This is a genomic window from Allobosea sp. Root381 (assembly GCF_001429395.1).
Classification (GTDB): Bacteria; Pseudomonadota; Alphaproteobacteria; order Rhizobiales; family Beijerinckiaceae; genus Allobosea.
On the sequence record NZ_LMJT01000012.1, the window covers coordinates 260,810 to 277,930 of the forward strand.

Below are 17,121 nucleotides of genomic sequence, written 5' to 3' on the forward strand. Positions count from 1 at the left end.
TTTTTGCGCGGTTCCCCGCGCCTGCGGCATCGCGGCGCGCCCATGAGCCTGAGCCGCCGTGGCGTTCTGGCCGGCCTCGCCTCGACGGCGTTCGCCGTGCCGGGCGCTCTCGCCCAGGCCTCTGAAACCAGCCGCAACCCAGTCGCCATCGCGGCCCGGCCGATCACGGCCTTCGAACCGCGCAATCCGGAGAAGAGCCGCTTCGGCAAGCTCACCTTCCGCGGCGGACTGGTGCTGAGCGCCAGCGATTCGGCATTCGGCGGCTTCTCGGGGCTCTGGCGGAGCGCTCAGGGTGACGACCTCGTGGCGGTCTCCGACAAGGGCATGTGGCTGACGGCGAAGGTCGGCTCCCGCAATGGCCGCCTCGCCGGTCTCGCGGAGGCGGAGCTTGCGCCGATCCTCGGCAGCTCGGGCAGGCCGCTGCGTCGCTCGCGCTACTACGACACGGAAAGTCTCTGCATCGCCGACGGCGTCGCCTATCTCGGCGTCGAGCGGACGCATGACGTGCTGCGTTTCGACTGGGCCCGCGACGGCGTCCTGGCGCGGGCGCGGATCGTGCCGGTGCCGCGCGAAGCCAAGCGCCTGCCGAGCAACAAGGGGTTGGAGGCGATCGGCGTGGTGCCGCGTGGCCAGCCGCTGGCGGGCGCCATCGTCGCGATCGCGGAGCGCTCGGGAGCCGAGGACGAGCCGACGGCGGGTTTCATCATCGGCGGGCCGCAGCCCGGCCTGTTCAGGGTGGCGCGGCATGACGGCTTCGACATCACCGATCTCGCCTTCCTGCCCGATGGCGACCTGCTGCTGCTGGAGCGCTGGTACCGGCCGTTCAGGGGCGTCGGGATGCGCATCCGCCGGGTGGCGGGCGAGCGCCTGAAGCCGGGGGCGCTGCTCGATGGGCCCTATCTGATCGAAGCCGATCTCGGCCAGGAGATCGACAACATGGAGGGATTGTCCGTCCATCTGGAGCGCGGGCGCCCCGTGCTGACCCTGATCTCCGACGACAACTTCTCGTTCCTGCAGCGGACGCTGCTGCTGGAATTCGGGCTGGAGTAAGGGCGAGCTATGGCCGTCATGGTCGGGCTTGTCCCGACCATCCACGTCTTCGCTGGTCGAGTATCGTGTTCAAGACGTGGATGCTCGCCACAAGGGCGAGCAGGACGGCGGAGCCAAGCCCGAACGAAGAGATGCCCAAACGAAAAAAGCGGCCTTGCGGCCGCTTCATTCAGTCGCGAAGCGCGATCCGCTCAGGCGGTGGCGAGCTTCTTCTCGATGTCGCGCTTCAGCGTCAGGGCGCCGGTCGAGAGGTCGCCGGCCGGAGCCTTGATCAGGAAGGCGTCGAGGCCGCCACGATGATCGACCGTGCGGAGCGCGTTAGCCGAAATCCGCAGGCGCACGGCGCGGCCGAGCGTGTCGGACTGCAGCGTGACGTTCACAAGGTTCGGCCGGAAGACGGTCTTCGTCTTGCGGTTCGAGTGGCTGACGAGGTGGCCGGTCTGGGTGGCTTTCCCGGTCAGTTCGCAACGGCGCGCCATGGTGTCGTTCCTTACAGCAACCGGCTGGCTCAAACAAAAATGCCGACACGCGTCGTGCCGGACATGAGCACCGGAAGTCAAAATCAAGTCGCGGTTCCATAGCCAAGCGCGGCGGAGGCGTCAAGGAAAAGTCACGCGGCCGGCGCCACTATCGCCGATGTGATCCCGGACGCGCGAGGAGCTGCGCTTTGTGGCTCGCCAAAAGCGGCGAAAGGGGCCACGATTCGGACCGATTCGCAGCGCATGTCCCGATCAACGCCGAACGCCCGGAGGAAGTGGATGAAGCCCGCCATCGCATCGTCCCTGGCCGGGTTCGCCCTCGCCGTGGCCACTCTCGGTGCAACGAATCTCTCCGCGGCCTCGCTCGATGCACGCTACGACGTCTCGCTGCTCGGCCTGACGCTCGGCACGGCGAGCCTCAATGGCGGCATCGACGGCTCGAACTACAAGCTCGACGTCGCCGCCAAGCTGACCGGCCTGGTCGGCGGCTTCACCGGCGGGCGCGGCTCAGGCGCCGCGACCGGCAGCCTCAACGGTACCAGATTGTCGCCGGCGAGCTTCGCCGTCAGTTCGGCCAGCTCCAGCGAGAGCCGCACGGTGCGGATGGCACTCGACAGCAACAGCGTCTCGGCCGTCGAGATCGTGCCGCCGATCGACGCCAAGCCGGACCGCGTGCCGATCAAGGACGACCACCGGCGCAACATCGTCGATCCGCTCTCCGCCTTCCTGATGCCGGTGAACGGCAAGGGCCTCGCCTCTGCCTGCAACCGCACGCTGCAGATATTCGACGGCGCGGCGCGCTACGACATCAGGCTCAGCCAGACCGGCACGCGCGAGGTCAAGCTCGACGGCTATAGCGGGCCGGTCGCGGTCTGCCAGGTGCGCTATGTGCCGATCTCAGGCCATCGGGCGCTGCGGCCGAGCACCAAGTTCATGGTCGAGAACAAGGACATCAGCACCTGGCTGGCGCCAGTCGCGGGCACCAACCTGATGGTGCCCGTGCGCGTCTCGGTGAAGACGATGATCGGGACGGCGGTGCTGGAAGCGTCGAGCTTCAAGGTCGATCCTGGCCAGACCGCGACGAATTCCCGGCGGGAGTGAGCGGCCCGAGCGGGGCTCAGGCCGCCTTGGCGTTTTCCAGGAAACCCTTCATCCGCTCCAGCGCGCGCTCGATGTTATCAAGCGAGTTGGCGTAGGAGAGGCGGATATAGCCCTCGCCATGGACGCCGAAATCCGGGCCGCCGATGGTGGCGACGCCTGCCTCCTCCAGCAGCGCGGAGGCCAGCTTCTTGGCCTTCCAGCCGGTCTCAGAGACGTTCGGGAAGGCGTAGAAGGCCCCCTTCGGCACGATGCAGGAGATGCCGGGCAGGGCGTTCAGCCCCTCGACGACCGCCTTCCGACGCCGGTCGAATTCGGCCAGCATCGATGCCACTGCGTCCTGCGGGCCGGTTAGCGCCGCCAGCCCCGCCCATTGCGCCGGTGCGTTGACGCAGGAATGCGAGTTCACCGCGAGCTTGCGGGCATTGTCGTAGAGCGGCTTCGGCCAGACCGAATAGCCCAGGCGCCAGCCGGTCATGGCATAGGTCTTCGACCAGCCATTGAGCAGGATCAGCCGGTCGCGGATCTCGGGATAGCTCAGCAGGCAGACATGCTCCTCGCCGTCATAGAGCATCTGGTCGTAGATCTCGTCGGACATGATCGCGACATCTGGGAAATCGCTGAGGCCGGCCACGAGCTTGTCGACCTCGGCCTCGGGCGTGACGCCACCGGTCGGATTGGCGGGCGAGTTGACGATCAGCAGGCGCGTCTTCGGGGTGATCAGCGCCAGCGTCTCCTCGGCCGAGAAGGCGAAGCCGTTCTCCTCGCGGATCGGCACCGGGACGGGGGTCGCGCCGGTGTACTCGATCATCGAGCGATAGATCGGGAAGCCGGGGTCGGGATAGAGGATCTCGGCGCCGGGCTCGCCGAACATCAGGATCGCCATGAACATGGTGACCTTGCCGCCGGGCACGATCATCACGCTGTCCGGCGAGACCTCGACCTTGAAGCGCTTGTGCAGATCCGCCGAGACCGCCTCGCGCAGCGGCAGGATGCCGTTGGCCGGGGTGTAGCCGTGATGGCCGTCGCGCAGGGCCTTCACCGCCGCCTCGACGATGTGGTCGGGGGTCGGGAAGTCCGGCTGGCCGATGCCGAGATTGATGATGTCCTTGCCCTGGCGCTGCAGCTCGGTGGCGCGCGCCAGCACGGCGAAGGCATTCTCCTCGCCGATGCGGGCGAAGGACGGGACGACATGCAGCGTCATGACGGCGTTTCCTTGGGGCGTGCGGCTTCGATCGGGCCCGCTTACGCCGGGCTCTTGCGCTTGTCTTGGCGCCAAAATGCGCCGTGGCGCAAGTCCGCAGACCGGTGCGCGGGCGCTGCCACGGCAAGGCGGGGCTGCAGAAATAGTATGACTATCTCGCTTTTGCATCTTGCTCCGGCAGGGCCGATCGGCATGATGGCGTGATTACAATCGTTTCAAGAAACGACCGGCAAACGGCCGCCAGCGCCGTCCCGCGCGAGAGGAAGAACCAGGATGGCCAAGACCCCGGAAAGCAAGCGCCGCATCGACAAGAGCCAGCTGCGCTCGAAGGCCTGGTTCGACAATCCCGACAATGCCGACATGACGGCGCTCTATATCGAGCGCACGATGAATTTCGGCCTGTCGCGCGAGGAGCTGCAATCGGGCCGGCCGATCATCGGCATCGCCCAGACCGGCTCGGACATCGCGCCCTGCAACCGCCACCATCTCGAGCTCGCGCCGCGCATCCGCGACGGTATCCGCGAGATGGGCGGCGTGCCCTTCGAGTTCCCGATCCATCCGATCCAGGAAACCTGCAAGCGGCCGACCGCCTCGCTCGACCGCAATCTGCAATATCTCTCGCTGGTCGAGATCCTCTACGGCTATCCGCTCGACGGCGTCGTGCTGACGACCGGTTGCGACAAGACCACGCCGGCCCAGATCATGGCCGCGGCCACCGTCGACATCCCGGCGATCGCCCTGCCGGGCGGGCCGATGCTGAACGGCTCCTTCCGAGGCGAGCGCACCGGCTCCGGCACCATCGTCTGGAAGGCGCGCCAGATGATGGCAGCCGGCGAGATCGACTATCGCGGCTTCGTCGACCTGGTCGCATCGTCGGCGCCGTCGGCCGGCCACTGCAACACGATGGGCACCGCCTCGACGATGAACGCGCTGGCCGAGGCGATGGGCATGACGCTGCCGGGCGCGGCGGCGATTCCCGCGCCCTATCGCGACCGCTACGAGATGGCCTATCTCACCGGCCTTCGCATCGTGGAGATGGTCTGGGAGGACCTGAAGCCTTCCGACATCCTCACCCGCGAGGCCTTCGAGAACACCATCGTCATCAATTCGGCGATCGGCGGCTCGACCAATGCGCCGATCCACGTCAACGCCATCGCCAAGCATATCGGCGTCGCGCTCGACAACGAGGACTGGACCAAGATCGGCTACGACACTCCGCTGCTGGTCAACATGCAGCCGGCGGGCGAGTATCTCGGCGAGGATTACTACCGCGCCGGCGGCCTGCCCGCGGTCATCGCCGAGCTGCTCGATAAGGGCAAGCTCAAGCCGGCGATCACCGCCAATGGCCGCACCCATGAAGAGAACTGCAAGGGCTTCTTCTCGGGCGACCGCAAGGTCATCAAGGCCTATGACGAGCCGATGAAGGCCGAGGCCGGCTTCCTCAACATCTCCGGCAACCTGTTCGACTCGGCGATCATGAAGACCAGCGTGATCACGCCGGAGTTCCGCAAGCGCTATCTCGAGAACCCGAACGATCCGATGGCCTTCGAGGGCAAGGCGATCGTCTTCGACGGTCCGGAGGACTACCACCACCGCATCGACGACCCGTCGCTCGCGATCGACGAGCATTCGGTGCTGTTCATCCGCGGCGTCGGCCCGATCGGCTATCCGGGCGCGGCCGAGGTCGTGAACATGCGGCCGCCGGACTACCTGATCAAGAAGGGCGTCTCGGCGCTGGCCTGCATCGGCGACGGGCGCCAGTCCGGCACGTCGGGCTCGCCCTCGATCCTCAACGCCTCGCCGGAAGCCGCGACCGGCGGCGGGCTCGCTTTGCTCAAGACAGGCGACCGCGTGCGCATCGATCTCAAGAAGCGCACCGCCAACATCCTGATCTCTGACGAGGAGCTGGCCGAGCGTCGCAAAGCGCTGGAGGCGGCCGGCGGCTACAAATACCCGCCGAGCCAGACGCCATGGCAGGAGATCCAGCGCAACATCGTCGACGAACTCTCCGAGGGCATGGTCCTCAAGCCGGCGGTGAAGTACCAGAAGATCCACAAGACCTTCGGCGTGCCGCGCGACAACCACTGAGCGCTGCGGAGCGGGTGTCTCAACCGTCATGGTCGCCCTTGTGGCGACCATCCACGTCTTTCGCTGGTCGAAGCTCGTGTTCAAGACGTGGATGCTCGGGACAAGCCCGAGCGTGGCGGCATGGAGATGCTGGAAGGCCGGGCGCCATTCCACCCGCGCATTGGCGCCGATCCTGCTGCGCGCGCCTCCGGGGCTGACAAACGCCCCCGAGCCCGACACTATGCCGGCCCGCCGCCCGGTTCGTCTTGAAACGATTTAAAATGAGCCATTCCCCGCAGGTCGACGCTTTCCGCAAGCTGCACGAGGCGGGCTGCTTCGTGATGCCGAACCCGTGGGACTTCGGGTCGGCCCGTTGGCTGCGCGGGCAGGGGTTCAAGGCGCTGGCCTCGACCAGCGCGGGCTTCGCCTTCACGCAGGGCCGTGCCGACCAGGACGTGCCGCGCGACATGATGCTGGCGCATCTGGCCGAGCTGGTGAAGGCGGTGCCCGACCTGCCGGTCAATGCCGATTTCGAGAACGGTTATGCCGACACGCCGGACGGCGTCGCCGCGAACGTCAAGCTCTGCGTTGCGACCGGTGTGGCGGGGCTCTCGATCGAAGACGCGACCGGCCGCGACGAGGAGCCGCTCTACCCGTTCGAGCTCGCCGTCGAGCGCATCCGCGCCGCGCGCAAGGCGATCGACGACACCGGGAGCGGCGTGCTGCTCACCGCGCGGGCCGAATGCTTCCTGACCAGCCATCCCGACGCGCTGAACGAGTCGGTCCGGCGCATCGCGGCCTATGCCGAGGCGGGCGCCGACGTGCTCTACGCGCCCGGCCCGAAGACGCGGGATCAGATCGGCGCGATCGTCGCGGCGGCCGGGGACAAGCCGGTCAACACGCTGGTCTATGGCGATTTCGGCCTGACGGTCGCTGATATCGCGGCGCTGGGCACGCGCCGAATCTCGATCGGCGGGGCGCTGGCCCGCGCCGCCTGGGCCGCCTTCATCGAGGCGACGCGTTTGATCCGCGACGAGGGCAGCTTCGCGGGCTTTGCCGGCAACGGCGCCTCGGCGCCGCTCAACCCCTTCTTCAGCGAAGACCGGAAGGCGCACTCGTGAGCGGGACGCTGCTGATCGCGCCGGCATGGCTCGGCCGGAGCGGTCTCTGGACCGTCGATGCCAAGGGCCGGCGCAAGGCCGTCGACGCCGATGATGTCGGCCTGCCCGACGACCTCGCCGATCGGCTGGAAGCCTGGATGGATAGTTTCGACGCGATCTATGAGGAAGACGAGGAGGCGCGCTCGCGCTTTCCCAGCGCGGCCGAGCAGGCCGAATGGGAGGGCGAGGGGGCCGCGATCGCCGAGGCCATCGCCGCGGAACTCGGGCCCGGCTGGGCCGTCTCGACCGATCTGACCGGCTGGCGGGAGATGACCAAGCCATGACGAGCACCGCCGAAGCCGCCAATCCCGGGCTCGAAGGCTGGAAGGCGCCGCCCTTTCCGCCGGCGAAGGTGCTGGACGGCCGCTATTGCCGGCTGGAGCCGCTCGACGTCGCCCGCCATCTCGACGATATCTGGGCCGCCAATGGCGGGCAGGAGCAGGTCTGGGACTGGCTGCCGGCCGAACCGCCCAAGGACCGGGATGCCTATGGCGCCCTGCTCACCTCGATGGTCGCGCAGGCCGGCATCGTGCCTCTCGCCGTGATCGACAAGGCTGACGGCAAGGCCAAGGGCCATCTCTGGATCATGGAGATCAGGCCGGCGCATGGCGTCTTCGAGATCGGCTGGATCACTTATTCGCCAAGCCTGCAGCGCACGCGCGTGGCGACGGAGGCGGTCCATCTCGTCGGCGCCTATGGCTTCTCGCTCGGCTATCGACGCTATGAGTGGAAGTGCAACGACCTGAACGAACCCTCCAAGCGCGCGGCGCTTCGCTTCGGCTTCCGCTATGAGGGGCTGTTCCGGCAACACATGGTGGTGAAGGGCCGCAACCGCGACACCGCCTGGTTCTCGATCCTCGACAGCGAATGGCCGGGCGTGAACGCCGGTTTCGAGGCCTGGCTCGATCCGGCGAATTTCGATTCCGAGGGGCGCCAGCAGGCGCGCCTCGAAACTTTCAGGGCCGCTCAGGCCTGAATTGCAGCAGACAAGATCAGCGAAGGACAGATCATGGCAGGACGTTTGAAGGGCAAGGTCGCCGTCGTCACGGCGGCGGGCCAGGGCATCGGCCGGGCGATTGCGGAGGCCTTCGTCGCCGAAGGCGCGACCGTCTGGGCCACCGACAAGGACGTCGCCCTGCTCGAGGGGATTCCGAAGGCGAAGAAGCGCAAGCTCGACGTGCTGTCGAGCAAGGCGGTGGAAAGCTTCGCGGCCAAGGTCGGGACGATCGACATCCTCGTGAACGCCGCGGGCTTCGTGCATCACGGCACCGTGCTCGACACCGACGACAAGGCCTGGGATTTCTCCTTCGACCTGAACGTCACCTCGATGCACCGCACGATCAAGGCGTTCCTGCCCGGGATGCTGGCGAAGGGCGCCGGCTCGATCGTCAACATCGCCTCGGGCGCCGGCTCGGTCCGTGGCATCCCGAACCGCTACGCCTATGGCACCACCAAGGCTGCGGTGATCGGGCTGACCAAGGCGGTCGCGGCCGACTTCATCAAGAAGGGCATCCGCTCCAATGCGATCTGCCCGGGCACGATCCAGTCGCCCTCGCTCGACCAGCGGATCAAGGATCTCGCCAAGATCCAGAACGTCAGCGAAGCCGCCGCACGCCAGGCCTTCATCGACCGCCAGCCGATGGGCCGGCTCGGCACGGCCGAGGAGATCGCCCTGCTCGCGGTCTATCTGGGCTCCGACGAGGCCAGCTACACCACCGGCCAGATCCATCTCGCCGATGGCGGCTTCGCTCTCTGAGCGCCAGAAAAACAGGGAGGAAGCCCATGCATATTCTCGTTCTCGGCGGCGCCGGCATGGCCGGCCGCAAGTTCATCGAGCGGCTGGCGCGTGACGGCCAGCTCGGCGGCAAGACCATCGCCAAAATCACGGCGCAGGATGTCGTCGCTGCCCAGGCGCCGGCGGGTGCGGCCTTCGCCTTCGAGGCGGTGGTCTCCGATCTCGCCGTGCCCGGCCAGGCGGAGGCGCTGATCGCCTCGCGTCCGGAACTGATCGTGCATCTGGCAGCCGTCGTTTCCGGCGAGGCCGAGGCCGATTTCGAGAAGGGCTACCGGATCAACCTCGACGGGACGCGCTTCCTGTTCGAGGCGATCCGGCTGGCGGGCGGCTACAAGCCTCGCCTTGTCTTCACATCCTCGGTCGCGGTCTTCGGTGCGCCGTTCCACGAGAAGATCGAGGACGAGTTCTTCACGACGCCGCTGACGAGCTACGGCACCCAGAAGGCAATCTGCGAACTGCTGCTGTCGGACTATTCCCGTCGCGGCTTCTTCGACGGCATCAGCATCCGCTTCCCGACGATCTGCGTGCGGCCCGGCACGCCGAACAAGGCGGCCTCCGGCTTCTTCTCGAATATCATCCGCGAGCCGCTGAACGGCATCGAGGCGGTGCTGCCGGTCTCCGACCAGGTTCGTCACTGGCATGCCTCGCCGCGCTCGGCCGTCAACTTCCTGATCCATGCCTCGACCATGGATCTCGGCGCGGTCGGGCCCCGCCGCGCGCTGACCATGCCGGGCTATTCCTGCACCGTTGCCGAGCAGATCGAGTCCCTGCGCAAGGTCGCCGGCGACAATGTCGTGGCGAGGATCAAACGCGTGCCCGATCCGGTCATCGACAAGATCGTCGAGGGCTGGCCACGCAACTTCGATCCGCAGCGCGCGCTTTCGCTCGGCTTCAAGGCCGAGTCGAGCTTCGACGAGATCATCCGCATCCATATCGAGGACGAACTCGGCGGCAATTTCGTGAAGTAAGCGGGCGGGCTTTCGGCCTGCCGGCGCGGGTCGGCTAGCGCCTGTCGTGTTAAGCTAAAGCTTGAAAACAAGACTGCCCGGCCATGAGGCCGGGCAGTCGTTGATATGGATCGCTCAGGCAGGGCAGGGCTCGCCCGTTGTCTCGACGCGCTTGATGCCGTCATGCTCCGGCGCATGAGCCCAGCCGCTGGCGCCCCAGCTCTTCAGCGCCGCCCAGGTCGAGCGGTCGAGCCGGTACTGCTCGCAGGGGAAGAGCCCGCCGCGCGCCGGCAGCGACTTCAGGAACGAGCCCTCCGCGCGGAAGCCGGACTTCTCCAGCACCCGCCGCGAAGCCGGGTTGATGACGCGCGTATCCGCCTCGATCGCCGGAATCTCGACCAGCGTGAAGAGCGAGTCGATCAGCGCCTGGACGGCCTCGGTGGCATAGCCCTTGTTCCAATGCTGGGCGCCGAGCCAGTAGCCGATGAAGGGCACGCCCTTCGCCTGCCGGTGCGCGCCAATCATCCCGATCAGCTCGTTCGGCCGCGAGCGCGGCGTCACCGCCAACACGAGATGGTCACCCAGCGCGTTGCCCTTGCGCATGGCGAAGATGAAAGGCTCGACCGCATCGACCGGGTAGGGATGCGGAATCGAAGCCGTCATCTCGGCCACGGCTTTCTCCCCGGCCTGGCGGAGGATGGCCGAGCCATCGGCCATGCGCGGCCAGCGCAGCCAGAGACGGCGGGTCTCGAGGCGGAAGACATCGTCGCGGGTCAGTTCGGGGAACATGGCGTCTCTCCGTCGGCGCAAACGAAAAAAGGGAGCTGGGACTTTGGTCCCATCTCCCCTTTCGCTTGACCTTCGGGAAACCCGTATTGGGCGGGAGCCCTTGATCCGATCGGTTCGATGGAACCGGCGGATCGAGAAATCTCCCTATCCGCCTCTTACTCTGCGGCCTCTTGGGCCGGGACTACGTTCACGAAAGCTCGCCCGAGTTTCGTCGTGAATCGGACTCGGCCGGCGGTCGTCGCAAAGAGGGTATGGTCTTTGCCCATGCCGACATTGACGCCGGCATGCCAACGCGTGCCACGCTGACGAATGATGATGTTGCCGGACACGACCGCCTGGTCGCCGAACTTCTTCACGCCGAGGCGCTTGCTTTCGGAGTCGCGACCGTTGCGGGACGAGCCGCCTGCCTTTTTGTGAGCCATAACGCCCTACCTCAAAACTGATGTGTTCTCTCTAACCCGAATCGGCGGCGAAAGCCAGCCGGTCCGGGCGTCGAAGGCGAAGTCAGACTGACGGGTGCCGTCAGTAGTCCTCGCCGGAAGCCTGCTCGGCCTGGTCGGCCTTGGCGCGCGGGGGCTTGCCGGCCAGCAATTCCTTGGCCTGCTCGACCCATTCCTCGCGGGTGGCGCGGCCACGGAGCTTGAGCTCCTCGTCCCACTTGGCGACGTCGGCCTCGGTCCAGGCGGCGATGTCGTTCCAGGAGGCGATGCCGGCAGCGCGCAGCTTCTTCTCGATGGTTGGGCCGACGCCCGAGATCAGCGAGAGGTTCGAGGCGTCGAGAGTCTCGGCGGCCGCAGCCTTGGCCTTCGGAGCGGCCTTCGCCGCAGCCTTGCCCTTGGCCTCGGAGGAGCCGGCCTTCAGCGCCACGGCCGAAGCGTCACCCTTCTTCATCTCCGGCTTCTTGCCGCCGGTGAGGATGTCGGTGATGCGGATCACGGTCAGCTCGGCGCGGAAGCCGCGCTTGCGCTTGGAGTTCTGGCGGCGGCGCTTCTTGAAGGCGATGACCTTCTCGCCACGGGCCTGCTCGACGATCTCGGCCGCGACGGTGACGGCGGCGAGGTCCTTGGCGGCGAGCGTGGTCTTCTCGCCCTCGGTGAGGAGGAGAACGGTCTCGAAGGCGACGGTATCGCCCGGGTTGCCCTCGATCTTGGCAACGGTGATCTTGTCGTTGGCGGCGACGCGGAACTGCTTTCCGCCGGTCTTGATGACTGCGAACATTTTATCCTCCATGTTCGGCCCCGCCCTGTCATGGCCTCGACGAGGCGCATGCGGGACGGCTTTTTGGCAGTCGTTACGGGTTCGGGTGCGCTCTTGCCGGCCTGGGCATGCGCGGTTTGCGAGCAACAGGCCAAAAGAGATCAGGCGCAGGTTTCCCCACGCCGGACGAGGCTCGATAGTCGCAAGGTCGGTGCAGGTCAAGGGAAAGCGTGCCGGCTGCTTGCGAATTATACCGGCCGCAAGACTTGTTTTGCCGGAACGCGCCGTGTAGTAACCAGCCCGCTTCGACCGAAGGCGACCGCGGACAGGTGGCAGAGTGGTTGAATGCACCGCACTCGAAATGCGGCATACCTGCAAGGGTATCGGGGGTTCAAATCCCTCCCTGTCCGCCATTCTTTGGCCCTAACCGGTTGAAATGTCCCAGGAAAAATTTGGGACTGAGGTCGCCGCCCCACCATTTACCCCACCGGCTGAAAAAGTTTGGCTTTCAGTCGAGTTCGAACATGTCGGCAGCGTCCTCGCCTTCGCGCAGCCCCTTGAACGACGCATGGCGCAGCTTGCCGTCATCGGTCCAGGCTCGAAACGAAATTTCCGCCAGCAAATCGGGCTTGATCCATCGGGCGGTCTTTCGCCTGCCTCTCATGCCGGCCGCTGACTTCAGGACCATGAGTTTGTCCATCTGCTTCCGCAGCGCCGTGCCGCTCGCCTGCGTGAAGCCGGTGCCGACGCCGCCCACATAGACGAGCGAGTCCCCGCGTCGAGCGGCCAGCAAGAGTTTCCCGATACCGCCGAGCGCTACAGGTGACGGTTCATAGCCGATAATGGCGAACGTCTCGGACTGGCTGCACTTGATCTTGAGCCAGTCGCCGCCGCGGCCCGACCGGTGAGGCGCGTCACGGTCGTTGGCGATGATACCTTCGAGGCCAAGTTTGCAAGCCAAATCGAGGTAGGCGCCGCCATCTACATCGACCTCCTCGCTGAAGCGGAGCGAGCTGTGTCGGGCGCGGACAAGTGTATCGCCCAGGAGCTCGCGCCGCTGGCCGAGCGGGAGCGAGCGCAGATCCTGGCCGTTCAGGTAGAGCAGATCAAAAGCATAGAGGATGGCGCCGGCCGCCGAACGCTTGCCGCCGCGCCCGCCAAGCGCCTTCTGCAGCGCGCCGAAGTCGGAAGCGAAACGCGGCCGCTGCTCTCGTGTTTGCAAGCGATCCGTAGCAGAGACGGGTGGGAGCCGCGGCTCAGTGCGCCCGCAGATTCCGATAGCGTCGTGATTACGTTGACGTACGCGTGGCGCTCCAGGCGGCTCCGCTATCGGCCTGGCCCGTCATTTTTCCATCGATAACCTGGCCTGTGAAACGTTTCCCGCCGGCCGTAAAGGTGATCCTGGCTCCGTCCATCTTCGCGTCGCTGATGGTCAGGTCTTTGCCTCCCTCCAGAAGCGTGCCGGACAGCATTTGGTAGGTTTGGCTCAACTTCAGTTCACCATCATTGAGTCGCCACGTACCCGCGACCTTGGCGGGAACGACCCACTTGAAGGCTGTGCAGTATGATGTGCAATTGCCGCCGGCAGAGATGGTCTCGTCCGGCTCCCAATCGCCCATATTGAAGGTATTCGATACGATCCGGGTGCCGGAAGGCATATCCAGAAGCGTCGGGCGCAGTTTCAGGTTGAGCGCTGAGAGCAGGAACAGCGTGACCACCGATGCTTTGGAAAAGTCAGATTGGAAAATGTCGGCGCGCTCGAACGTTGCACGATCGGACACTCCTTCGTTCTTTGCCGCCTCCTGCGCCAGCTTGACCAAGTCCGGATTGTACTCGATGCCGTGAGCCCGGACGCCGCGTTTCGCGGCGGTAATGACGGTACGCCCGTCGCCGGATCCAAGATCGACCAGGTTGTCGCTCGGAGTGACCTTGGCCATGTCGAGCATGCGGTCCACCAAGGCCTGCGGTGTTGGCACCCAAACGACATCCTTTCCGGCCTGACCGGATGAAGGCGTGTACTGACTGGTAGCCGGTGCGCTCTGTGCCAGCGCGCCGTTGAGCATGAGCGCCGAGATGGCGCAGGCGCTCGCGATCGTGCGGAGTATTTTCATGGCGGCTCTCTAGAGTGGAATGTTCATTCAACGAGGCCACACAGTTGTAGACGTCGCAGAAACAAATTCGAACGACCGTCGTGTTAACGATCACGTCACCAGCGATAGATCGTTTGTGAAGACAGAGAATTATCGGGTCCTTGCCGTCCGCACAGCATCCGCGTGGCTCCTTGGCCTCGCCTCCTATCGCGAGAATCGAAATTTACGCCGCCCATCAGTTCTTTGAAGTGCGCGGCCTGGGGAGCGAGATCGAAGCGGCTGTCCTGAATGCAAAAGGCCGCCGACCCTTTCGGAGCCGCGACCAAGTGGGTCGTGGTGCAGAGAATGCGGCTAAGCTGCCTAGTCCAGTGCAATGGACCAACCGGCCACTACCGCAGCAACCATTCCGACGACAACGACAATCGCAATCATGGGAGGCTCCTTTCGGCAAGCGACCTATGGGAGCAACCCTGTCGAACCCCGGAGGTTCTGCGCCGCCAACGCCGGCGGTCTGCGATTGTGGCGAAGCTCCCAGCGAGATCATCCGGTACGCTGCGCTGGTGGCGGTGCGCTGAAACGAAAAAGGCCCGGCCTCCTTTCGGGGAACCGGGCCTCTGACCGTCGTCGCGCGAGGCGAACGGCCGCTACTGAAACTGCGCTACCGCACGATCCGATGCCACCGTTACATCCGCGGCTCGCACCCTGATCGGCGGTAGAGCGTGTGGGTGCCAGGTCGTTGGGGGAACGGCAACCACACGGCGCCAGCAAGCCGGCGCGGTTTGTTAACCCGGAAGCTACTTACTGGTTCCCGCGTGGGACATCGTGCTCGGGCCGTCAGGAACTGCCATCTAATATGATCCGCGAGATTCGGTGATCAGGCGCTGAACGTTTCTCCAAAGTATGGGGAGCATATGACATGGCCTCTTGCATCATCCACTACAAAGGGCTGTTTCTGGAATGGTCCAGCATCACTAATGCTCCGAGCAGTTTCGCGTTGGCCCGCGGTGAATTCGAGCGCTACTACGACGTTTGCTACGGCTCGGAAGGTGTGAAGGATCTTCCCGAACACTTGGATCGTGCTGTCAGCAGCGGCAGCAGTGCTATACCGCCTATGACTGCGCTGGATGTGGTCTCTGGCAACAGAGCCGGCCCAAAAGAATCGGAACTGACACTCGACGAGATCTTCGCGCGATTTTACGCGGGGGTAGAGCGGGCTTCCCCTCGGCCTTAAGCGCCCGTGCGTGACGTGCGCGCTCCAGCGCGATGTCATGCCTGCCGTTCGTTGCGGGCCGGGCGTCGGCGAACTTGCTACCTAATGCCATAAGAACCGACAGCGGTGCGCGGAAACGAAAAGGCCCGGCCTCCTTTCGGGGACCGGGCCTTTGACTGTCGTCGCGCAAGGGCAAAACGCCGTCGGTGCTCCAGCAGCACGAAGACGGCAAGACCTCTACTGGGTTCGTTTGGCTACTTCGCGAAGCGGCCTTCGAACTTGAACTGGGGGGCGGCCTTAAGCTGATCCTTGGTCGCGTTGATGCGAGCGTTCCACTTCTTGTCGGTCTCGTTCCAGGTAATGGCCAAGCCCGCTGGGCTCACCGCGACATAGTGCGTGCCCATGCCCAGAAAACCGCCGACCGACAGGATATAGGAAGCCAGCGCATTGCCCTGCACCACGACGTCTTCGATTTCGCCGACAGTCTCATCACCAGCGTTCTTGACATTCAGCCCCTTGAGGCTGCTGCCGAGCGCCGAGGCTTGATTGACCTGAGTGAACACCGGTCCGTCAGCAAGTGTCGGTGCGGACTGCGCGAACGCAGCGCTGGAAGCAAGCAGGGCGGCGAGTGAAAGGGCGATATAGCGCATTGGAGTAGCTTTCGAGATATGGCGCCCGCGGCAGATGTCAGGCGACCTATCCGACGAACTGCCCACCCCCGGCTTGCGTTCCATCGAAACAAAAAACGGCCTGGCCCCGCGGAAGCGAGGCCGGGCCTTGTGACGCGGCACATATTCGGATCAGGGGGCGGTATGCTCGGCATGTCCTTGGGCTGATCCTTGGTCCAGTTCGTGACCGCATGAACGTCGCCGTCTTCATCGCGCATGAAGTCGAGCTGGCTCAGCGGAACCGCCACCGGCTTCGCCCCGATGCCGAGGAAGCCGCCGACGTCGACCACGACCTGCGTCGTCGGTCCGGCTCCGTGGACGTGGGAGACTGAGCCGATCGTTTCGTCGCCAGGCCCGTAGATCGTCGCGCCCTCCAGAACGTTCGGCGTCAGCTCCGTGTCGGAAAGGCGGATATGCTTGGAATGGTCCATGACATGCTCCTTTTAGGGCTGTCAGGGTTGCCGGGCTTGAACCGGGCAGGCGAGCGCATCGGCTGCGCCGTTAACAGCGTCGACGAGCACCAGGCGGACCAGTAACGGGGTCGGCCCGCGAATAGCATTGCCCAGGAGGCGCCGGCCGCAGAATTCGGGAGTTGGCGCAGGTCGATTCGGCCGGAATCGCAGCTGTCTTCGCCAAGTGTCCCAGATTGGTGATTTCGCGATCCCTCCGAATCTGACCTGATCTTCCGGAAATCTGAGATGAAGATTGAAATCGATAAGATTTTATTTACCAAAATCGATTGGATTTTAAGTATCCGCCTTGGATCGGGGAACGTCACGACGCGTCCAGCATTATCTCGAAGTCAACAGGGAGCAGGCTCGATGCGCTACCTTGCCTCGCTGGATTTTTGGCTTTGGTTCGCCGTTGCGACCCTCGTCTCGCTGATGGCGATTCACGTCTTCGGCGCTTCGATGTCGTCCATCTGAGTTGAGTTCAAGCCGGACCATGCCGTTCCACGCTCTTGGCACAGAACGCCTGCCAATGGCCGGAGCCATGGGGGGCGTTTCCGGCTCCGTGGACCGGCCTTGAGGGCGAGCCTCGGGCATTCGGGTCCGTCCGATGAGACCCTTTCCGCCTCACCGCACTTTCCGGGATTGGCCTGCATCGGCCGTCGACAGCGCCGGCGAGCCTGACCAGCCGTCCGGAGATCCAGCCGCCGCCAATGCTGGACACCGGAAGGGGCTGAAGCGCGCCATGTGCTGCGGCGTCAACACGGCGCGGCCATCAGCCAGCACCCGTGAACCTCACTCGGCTCATCCGCGACCAAGAAGGGAAGCCAGAGGAAACCTTCCTCCCGCTCATCGCGGCAGCCGCCGTGTATCCGTGCCGGACGGTTTCCGGAGTCCGAAGTGGGCATGAGCCCGCCA

The 17,121-nt window shown here is 65.2% G+C and carries 18 protein-coding genes, 1 tRNA gene and 1 pseudogene; 11 read left to right on the top strand and 9 right to left on the bottom strand.

Features of this window, described 5'->3' with window-relative positions; translation table 11 throughout:
* Nucleotides 1–42: 42 nt before the first annotated feature.
* Nucleotides 43–1,050, top strand: coding sequence for an esterase-like activity of phytase family protein (locus ASE63_RS12705; RefSeq protein WP_056801463.1), 1,008 nt, complete (start codon nt 43–45; stop codon nt 1,048–1,050).
* Nucleotides 1,051–1,241: 191 nt separating this feature from the next.
* Here ASE63_RS12705 and rpmB read toward each other — a convergent pair whose 3' ends face one another.
* Nucleotides 1,242–1,529, bottom strand: a complete 288-nt coding sequence (rpmB, locus tag ASE63_RS12710; RefSeq protein WP_056801465.1) for a 50S ribosomal protein L28 — start codon at nt 1,527–1,529, stop codon at nt 1,242–1,244.
* Between the two features lie 279 nt (nt 1,530–1,808).
* Here rpmB and ASE63_RS12715 point away from each other — a divergent pair, with 279 nt between their 5' ends.
* Nucleotides 1,809–2,630, top strand: a complete 822-nt coding sequence (locus tag ASE63_RS12715; RefSeq protein WP_056801467.1) for a DUF3108 domain-containing protein — start codon at nt 1,809–1,811, stop codon at nt 2,628–2,630.
* Nucleotides 2,631–2,646: 16 nt separating this feature from the next.
* On the opposite strand, the gene ASE63_RS12720 is transcribed toward ASE63_RS12715, so the two are convergent.
* A complete protein-coding gene (locus ASE63_RS12720) occupies nt 2,647–3,831 on the bottom strand; it encodes a pyridoxal phosphate-dependent aminotransferase (protein WP_056801469.1) in 1,185 nt (394 codons plus the stop codon).
* A 273-nt stretch (nt 3,832–4,104) separates the two neighbouring features.
* On the opposite strand from ASE63_RS12720, the gene ASE63_RS12725 reads away from it, so the two are divergent.
* The 6 genes from ASE63_RS12725 to denD all read left to right on the top strand — a co-directional run bounded on the left by ASE63_RS12725 (nt 4,105) and on the right by denD (nt 9,821).
* Entirely contained in the window at nt 4,105–5,919 is a 1,815-nt protein-coding gene (locus ASE63_RS12725) for an IlvD/Edd family dehydratase (protein WP_056801471.1), read from the top strand.
* A 260-nt stretch (nt 5,920–6,179) separates the two neighbouring features.
* Nucleotides 6,180–7,019 carry an isocitrate lyase/phosphoenolpyruvate mutase family protein gene (locus ASE63_RS12735; RefSeq protein WP_056801475.1) on the top strand — a complete coding sequence of 280 codons (840 nt, stop codon included), beginning with the start codon at nt 6,180–6,182 and terminating at the stop codon, nt 7,017–7,019.
* The gene (locus tag ASE63_RS12740; RefSeq protein ID WP_056801478.1) at nt 7,016–7,342 is read left to right on the top strand and encodes a hypothetical protein; all 327 of its coding nucleotides are present in this window, start codon (nt 7,016–7,018) and stop codon (nt 7,340–7,342) included. The genes ASE63_RS12735 and ASE63_RS12740 overlap by 4 nt, the downstream gene beginning before the upstream one ends.
* Nucleotides 7,339–8,034 carry a GNAT family protein gene (locus tag ASE63_RS12745; RefSeq protein ID WP_056801479.1) on the top strand — a complete coding sequence of 232 codons (696 nt, stop codon included), beginning with the start codon at nt 7,339–7,341 and terminating at the stop codon, nt 8,032–8,034. Before ASE63_RS12740 ends, ASE63_RS12745 begins: the two co-directional genes overlap by 4 nt.
* A gap of 33 nt (nt 8,035–8,067) precedes the next feature.
* Nucleotides 8,068–8,814, top strand: coding sequence for an SDR family oxidoreductase (locus tag ASE63_RS12750; RefSeq protein WP_056801480.1), 747 nt, complete (start codon nt 8,068–8,070; stop codon nt 8,812–8,814).
* Between the two features lie 26 nt (nt 8,815–8,840).
* Complete coding sequence (denD, locus tag ASE63_RS12755) at nt 8,841–9,821, top strand: D-erythronate dehydrogenase (RefSeq protein WP_056801483.1); 981 nt, start codon at nt 8,841–8,843, stop codon at nt 9,819–9,821.
* A 114-nt stretch (nt 9,822–9,935) separates the two neighbouring features.
* Here denD and ASE63_RS12760 read toward each other — a convergent pair whose 3' ends face one another.
* The 3 genes from ASE63_RS12760 to rplU form a co-directional block, all read right to left on the bottom strand.
* On the bottom strand, nt 9,936–10,589 hold the full coding sequence (locus ASE63_RS12760) for a GNAT family N-acetyltransferase (RefSeq protein WP_082609886.1): 654 nt from the start codon (nt 10,587–10,589) through the stop codon (nt 9,936–9,938).
* 155 nt (nt 10,590–10,744) lie between these two features.
* Nucleotides 10,745–11,011, bottom strand: coding sequence for a 50S ribosomal protein L27 (gene rpmA / locus ASE63_RS12765; RefSeq protein ID WP_056801485.1), 267 nt, complete (start codon nt 11,009–11,011; stop codon nt 10,745–10,747).
* A 100-nt stretch (nt 11,012–11,111) separates the two neighbouring features.
* Nucleotides 11,112–11,807 (bottom strand): 50S ribosomal protein L21, encoded by a 696-nt coding sequence (rplU, locus tag ASE63_RS12770; protein WP_056801487.1) that lies wholly within the window; start codon nt 11,805–11,807, stop codon nt 11,112–11,114.
* A 302-nt stretch (nt 11,808–12,109) separates the two neighbouring features.
* Here rplU and ASE63_RS12775 point away from each other — a divergent pair.
* Nucleotides 12,110–12,199, top strand: a tRNA-Ser gene (locus ASE63_RS12775).
* A gap of 95 nt (nt 12,200–12,294) precedes the next feature.
* Here the strand turns inward: ASE63_RS12775 and ASE63_RS12780 are convergent.
* Together ASE63_RS12780 and ASE63_RS12785 are read right to left on the bottom strand one after the other, a co-directional pair.
* Entirely contained in the window at nt 12,295–13,008 is a 714-nt protein-coding gene (locus tag ASE63_RS12780; RefSeq protein ID WP_056801489.1) for a hypothetical protein, read from the bottom strand.
* A 67-nt stretch (nt 13,009–13,075) separates the two neighbouring features.
* Nucleotides 13,076–13,897: a class I SAM-dependent methyltransferase gene (locus tag ASE63_RS12785; protein ID WP_056801491.1), complete on the bottom strand. Its 822-nt coding sequence runs from the start codon at nt 13,895–13,897 to the stop codon at nt 13,076–13,078.
* Nucleotides 13,898–14,792: 895 nt separating this feature from the next.
* Between ASE63_RS12785 and ASE63_RS27235 the strand changes: the two genes are divergently transcribed.
* Nucleotides 14,793–15,107, top strand: coding sequence for a hypothetical protein (locus ASE63_RS27235; RefSeq protein WP_156410323.1), 315 nt, complete (start codon nt 14,793–14,795; stop codon nt 15,105–15,107).
* A gap of 233 nt (nt 15,108–15,340) precedes the next feature.
* Here ASE63_RS27235 and ASE63_RS12790 read toward each other — a convergent pair whose 3' ends face one another.
* The gene (locus ASE63_RS12790) at nt 15,341–15,736 is read right to left on the bottom strand and encodes a PRC-barrel domain-containing protein (protein WP_056801493.1); all 396 of its coding nucleotides are present in this window, start codon (nt 15,734–15,736) and stop codon (nt 15,341–15,343) included.
* A gap of 167 nt (nt 15,737–15,903) precedes the next feature.
* A pseudogene (locus ASE63_RS26550) lies at nt 15,904–16,185 on the bottom strand (PRC-barrel domain-containing protein); the annotation flags it as partial.
* A 267-nt stretch (nt 16,186–16,452) separates the two neighbouring features.
* Between ASE63_RS26550 and ASE63_RS27240 the strand changes: the two are divergent.
* Nucleotides 16,453–16,680, top strand: coding sequence for a hypothetical protein (locus ASE63_RS27240; RefSeq protein WP_156410324.1), 228 nt, complete (start codon nt 16,453–16,455; stop codon nt 16,678–16,680).
* Nucleotides 16,681–17,121: the final 441 nt, after the last annotated feature.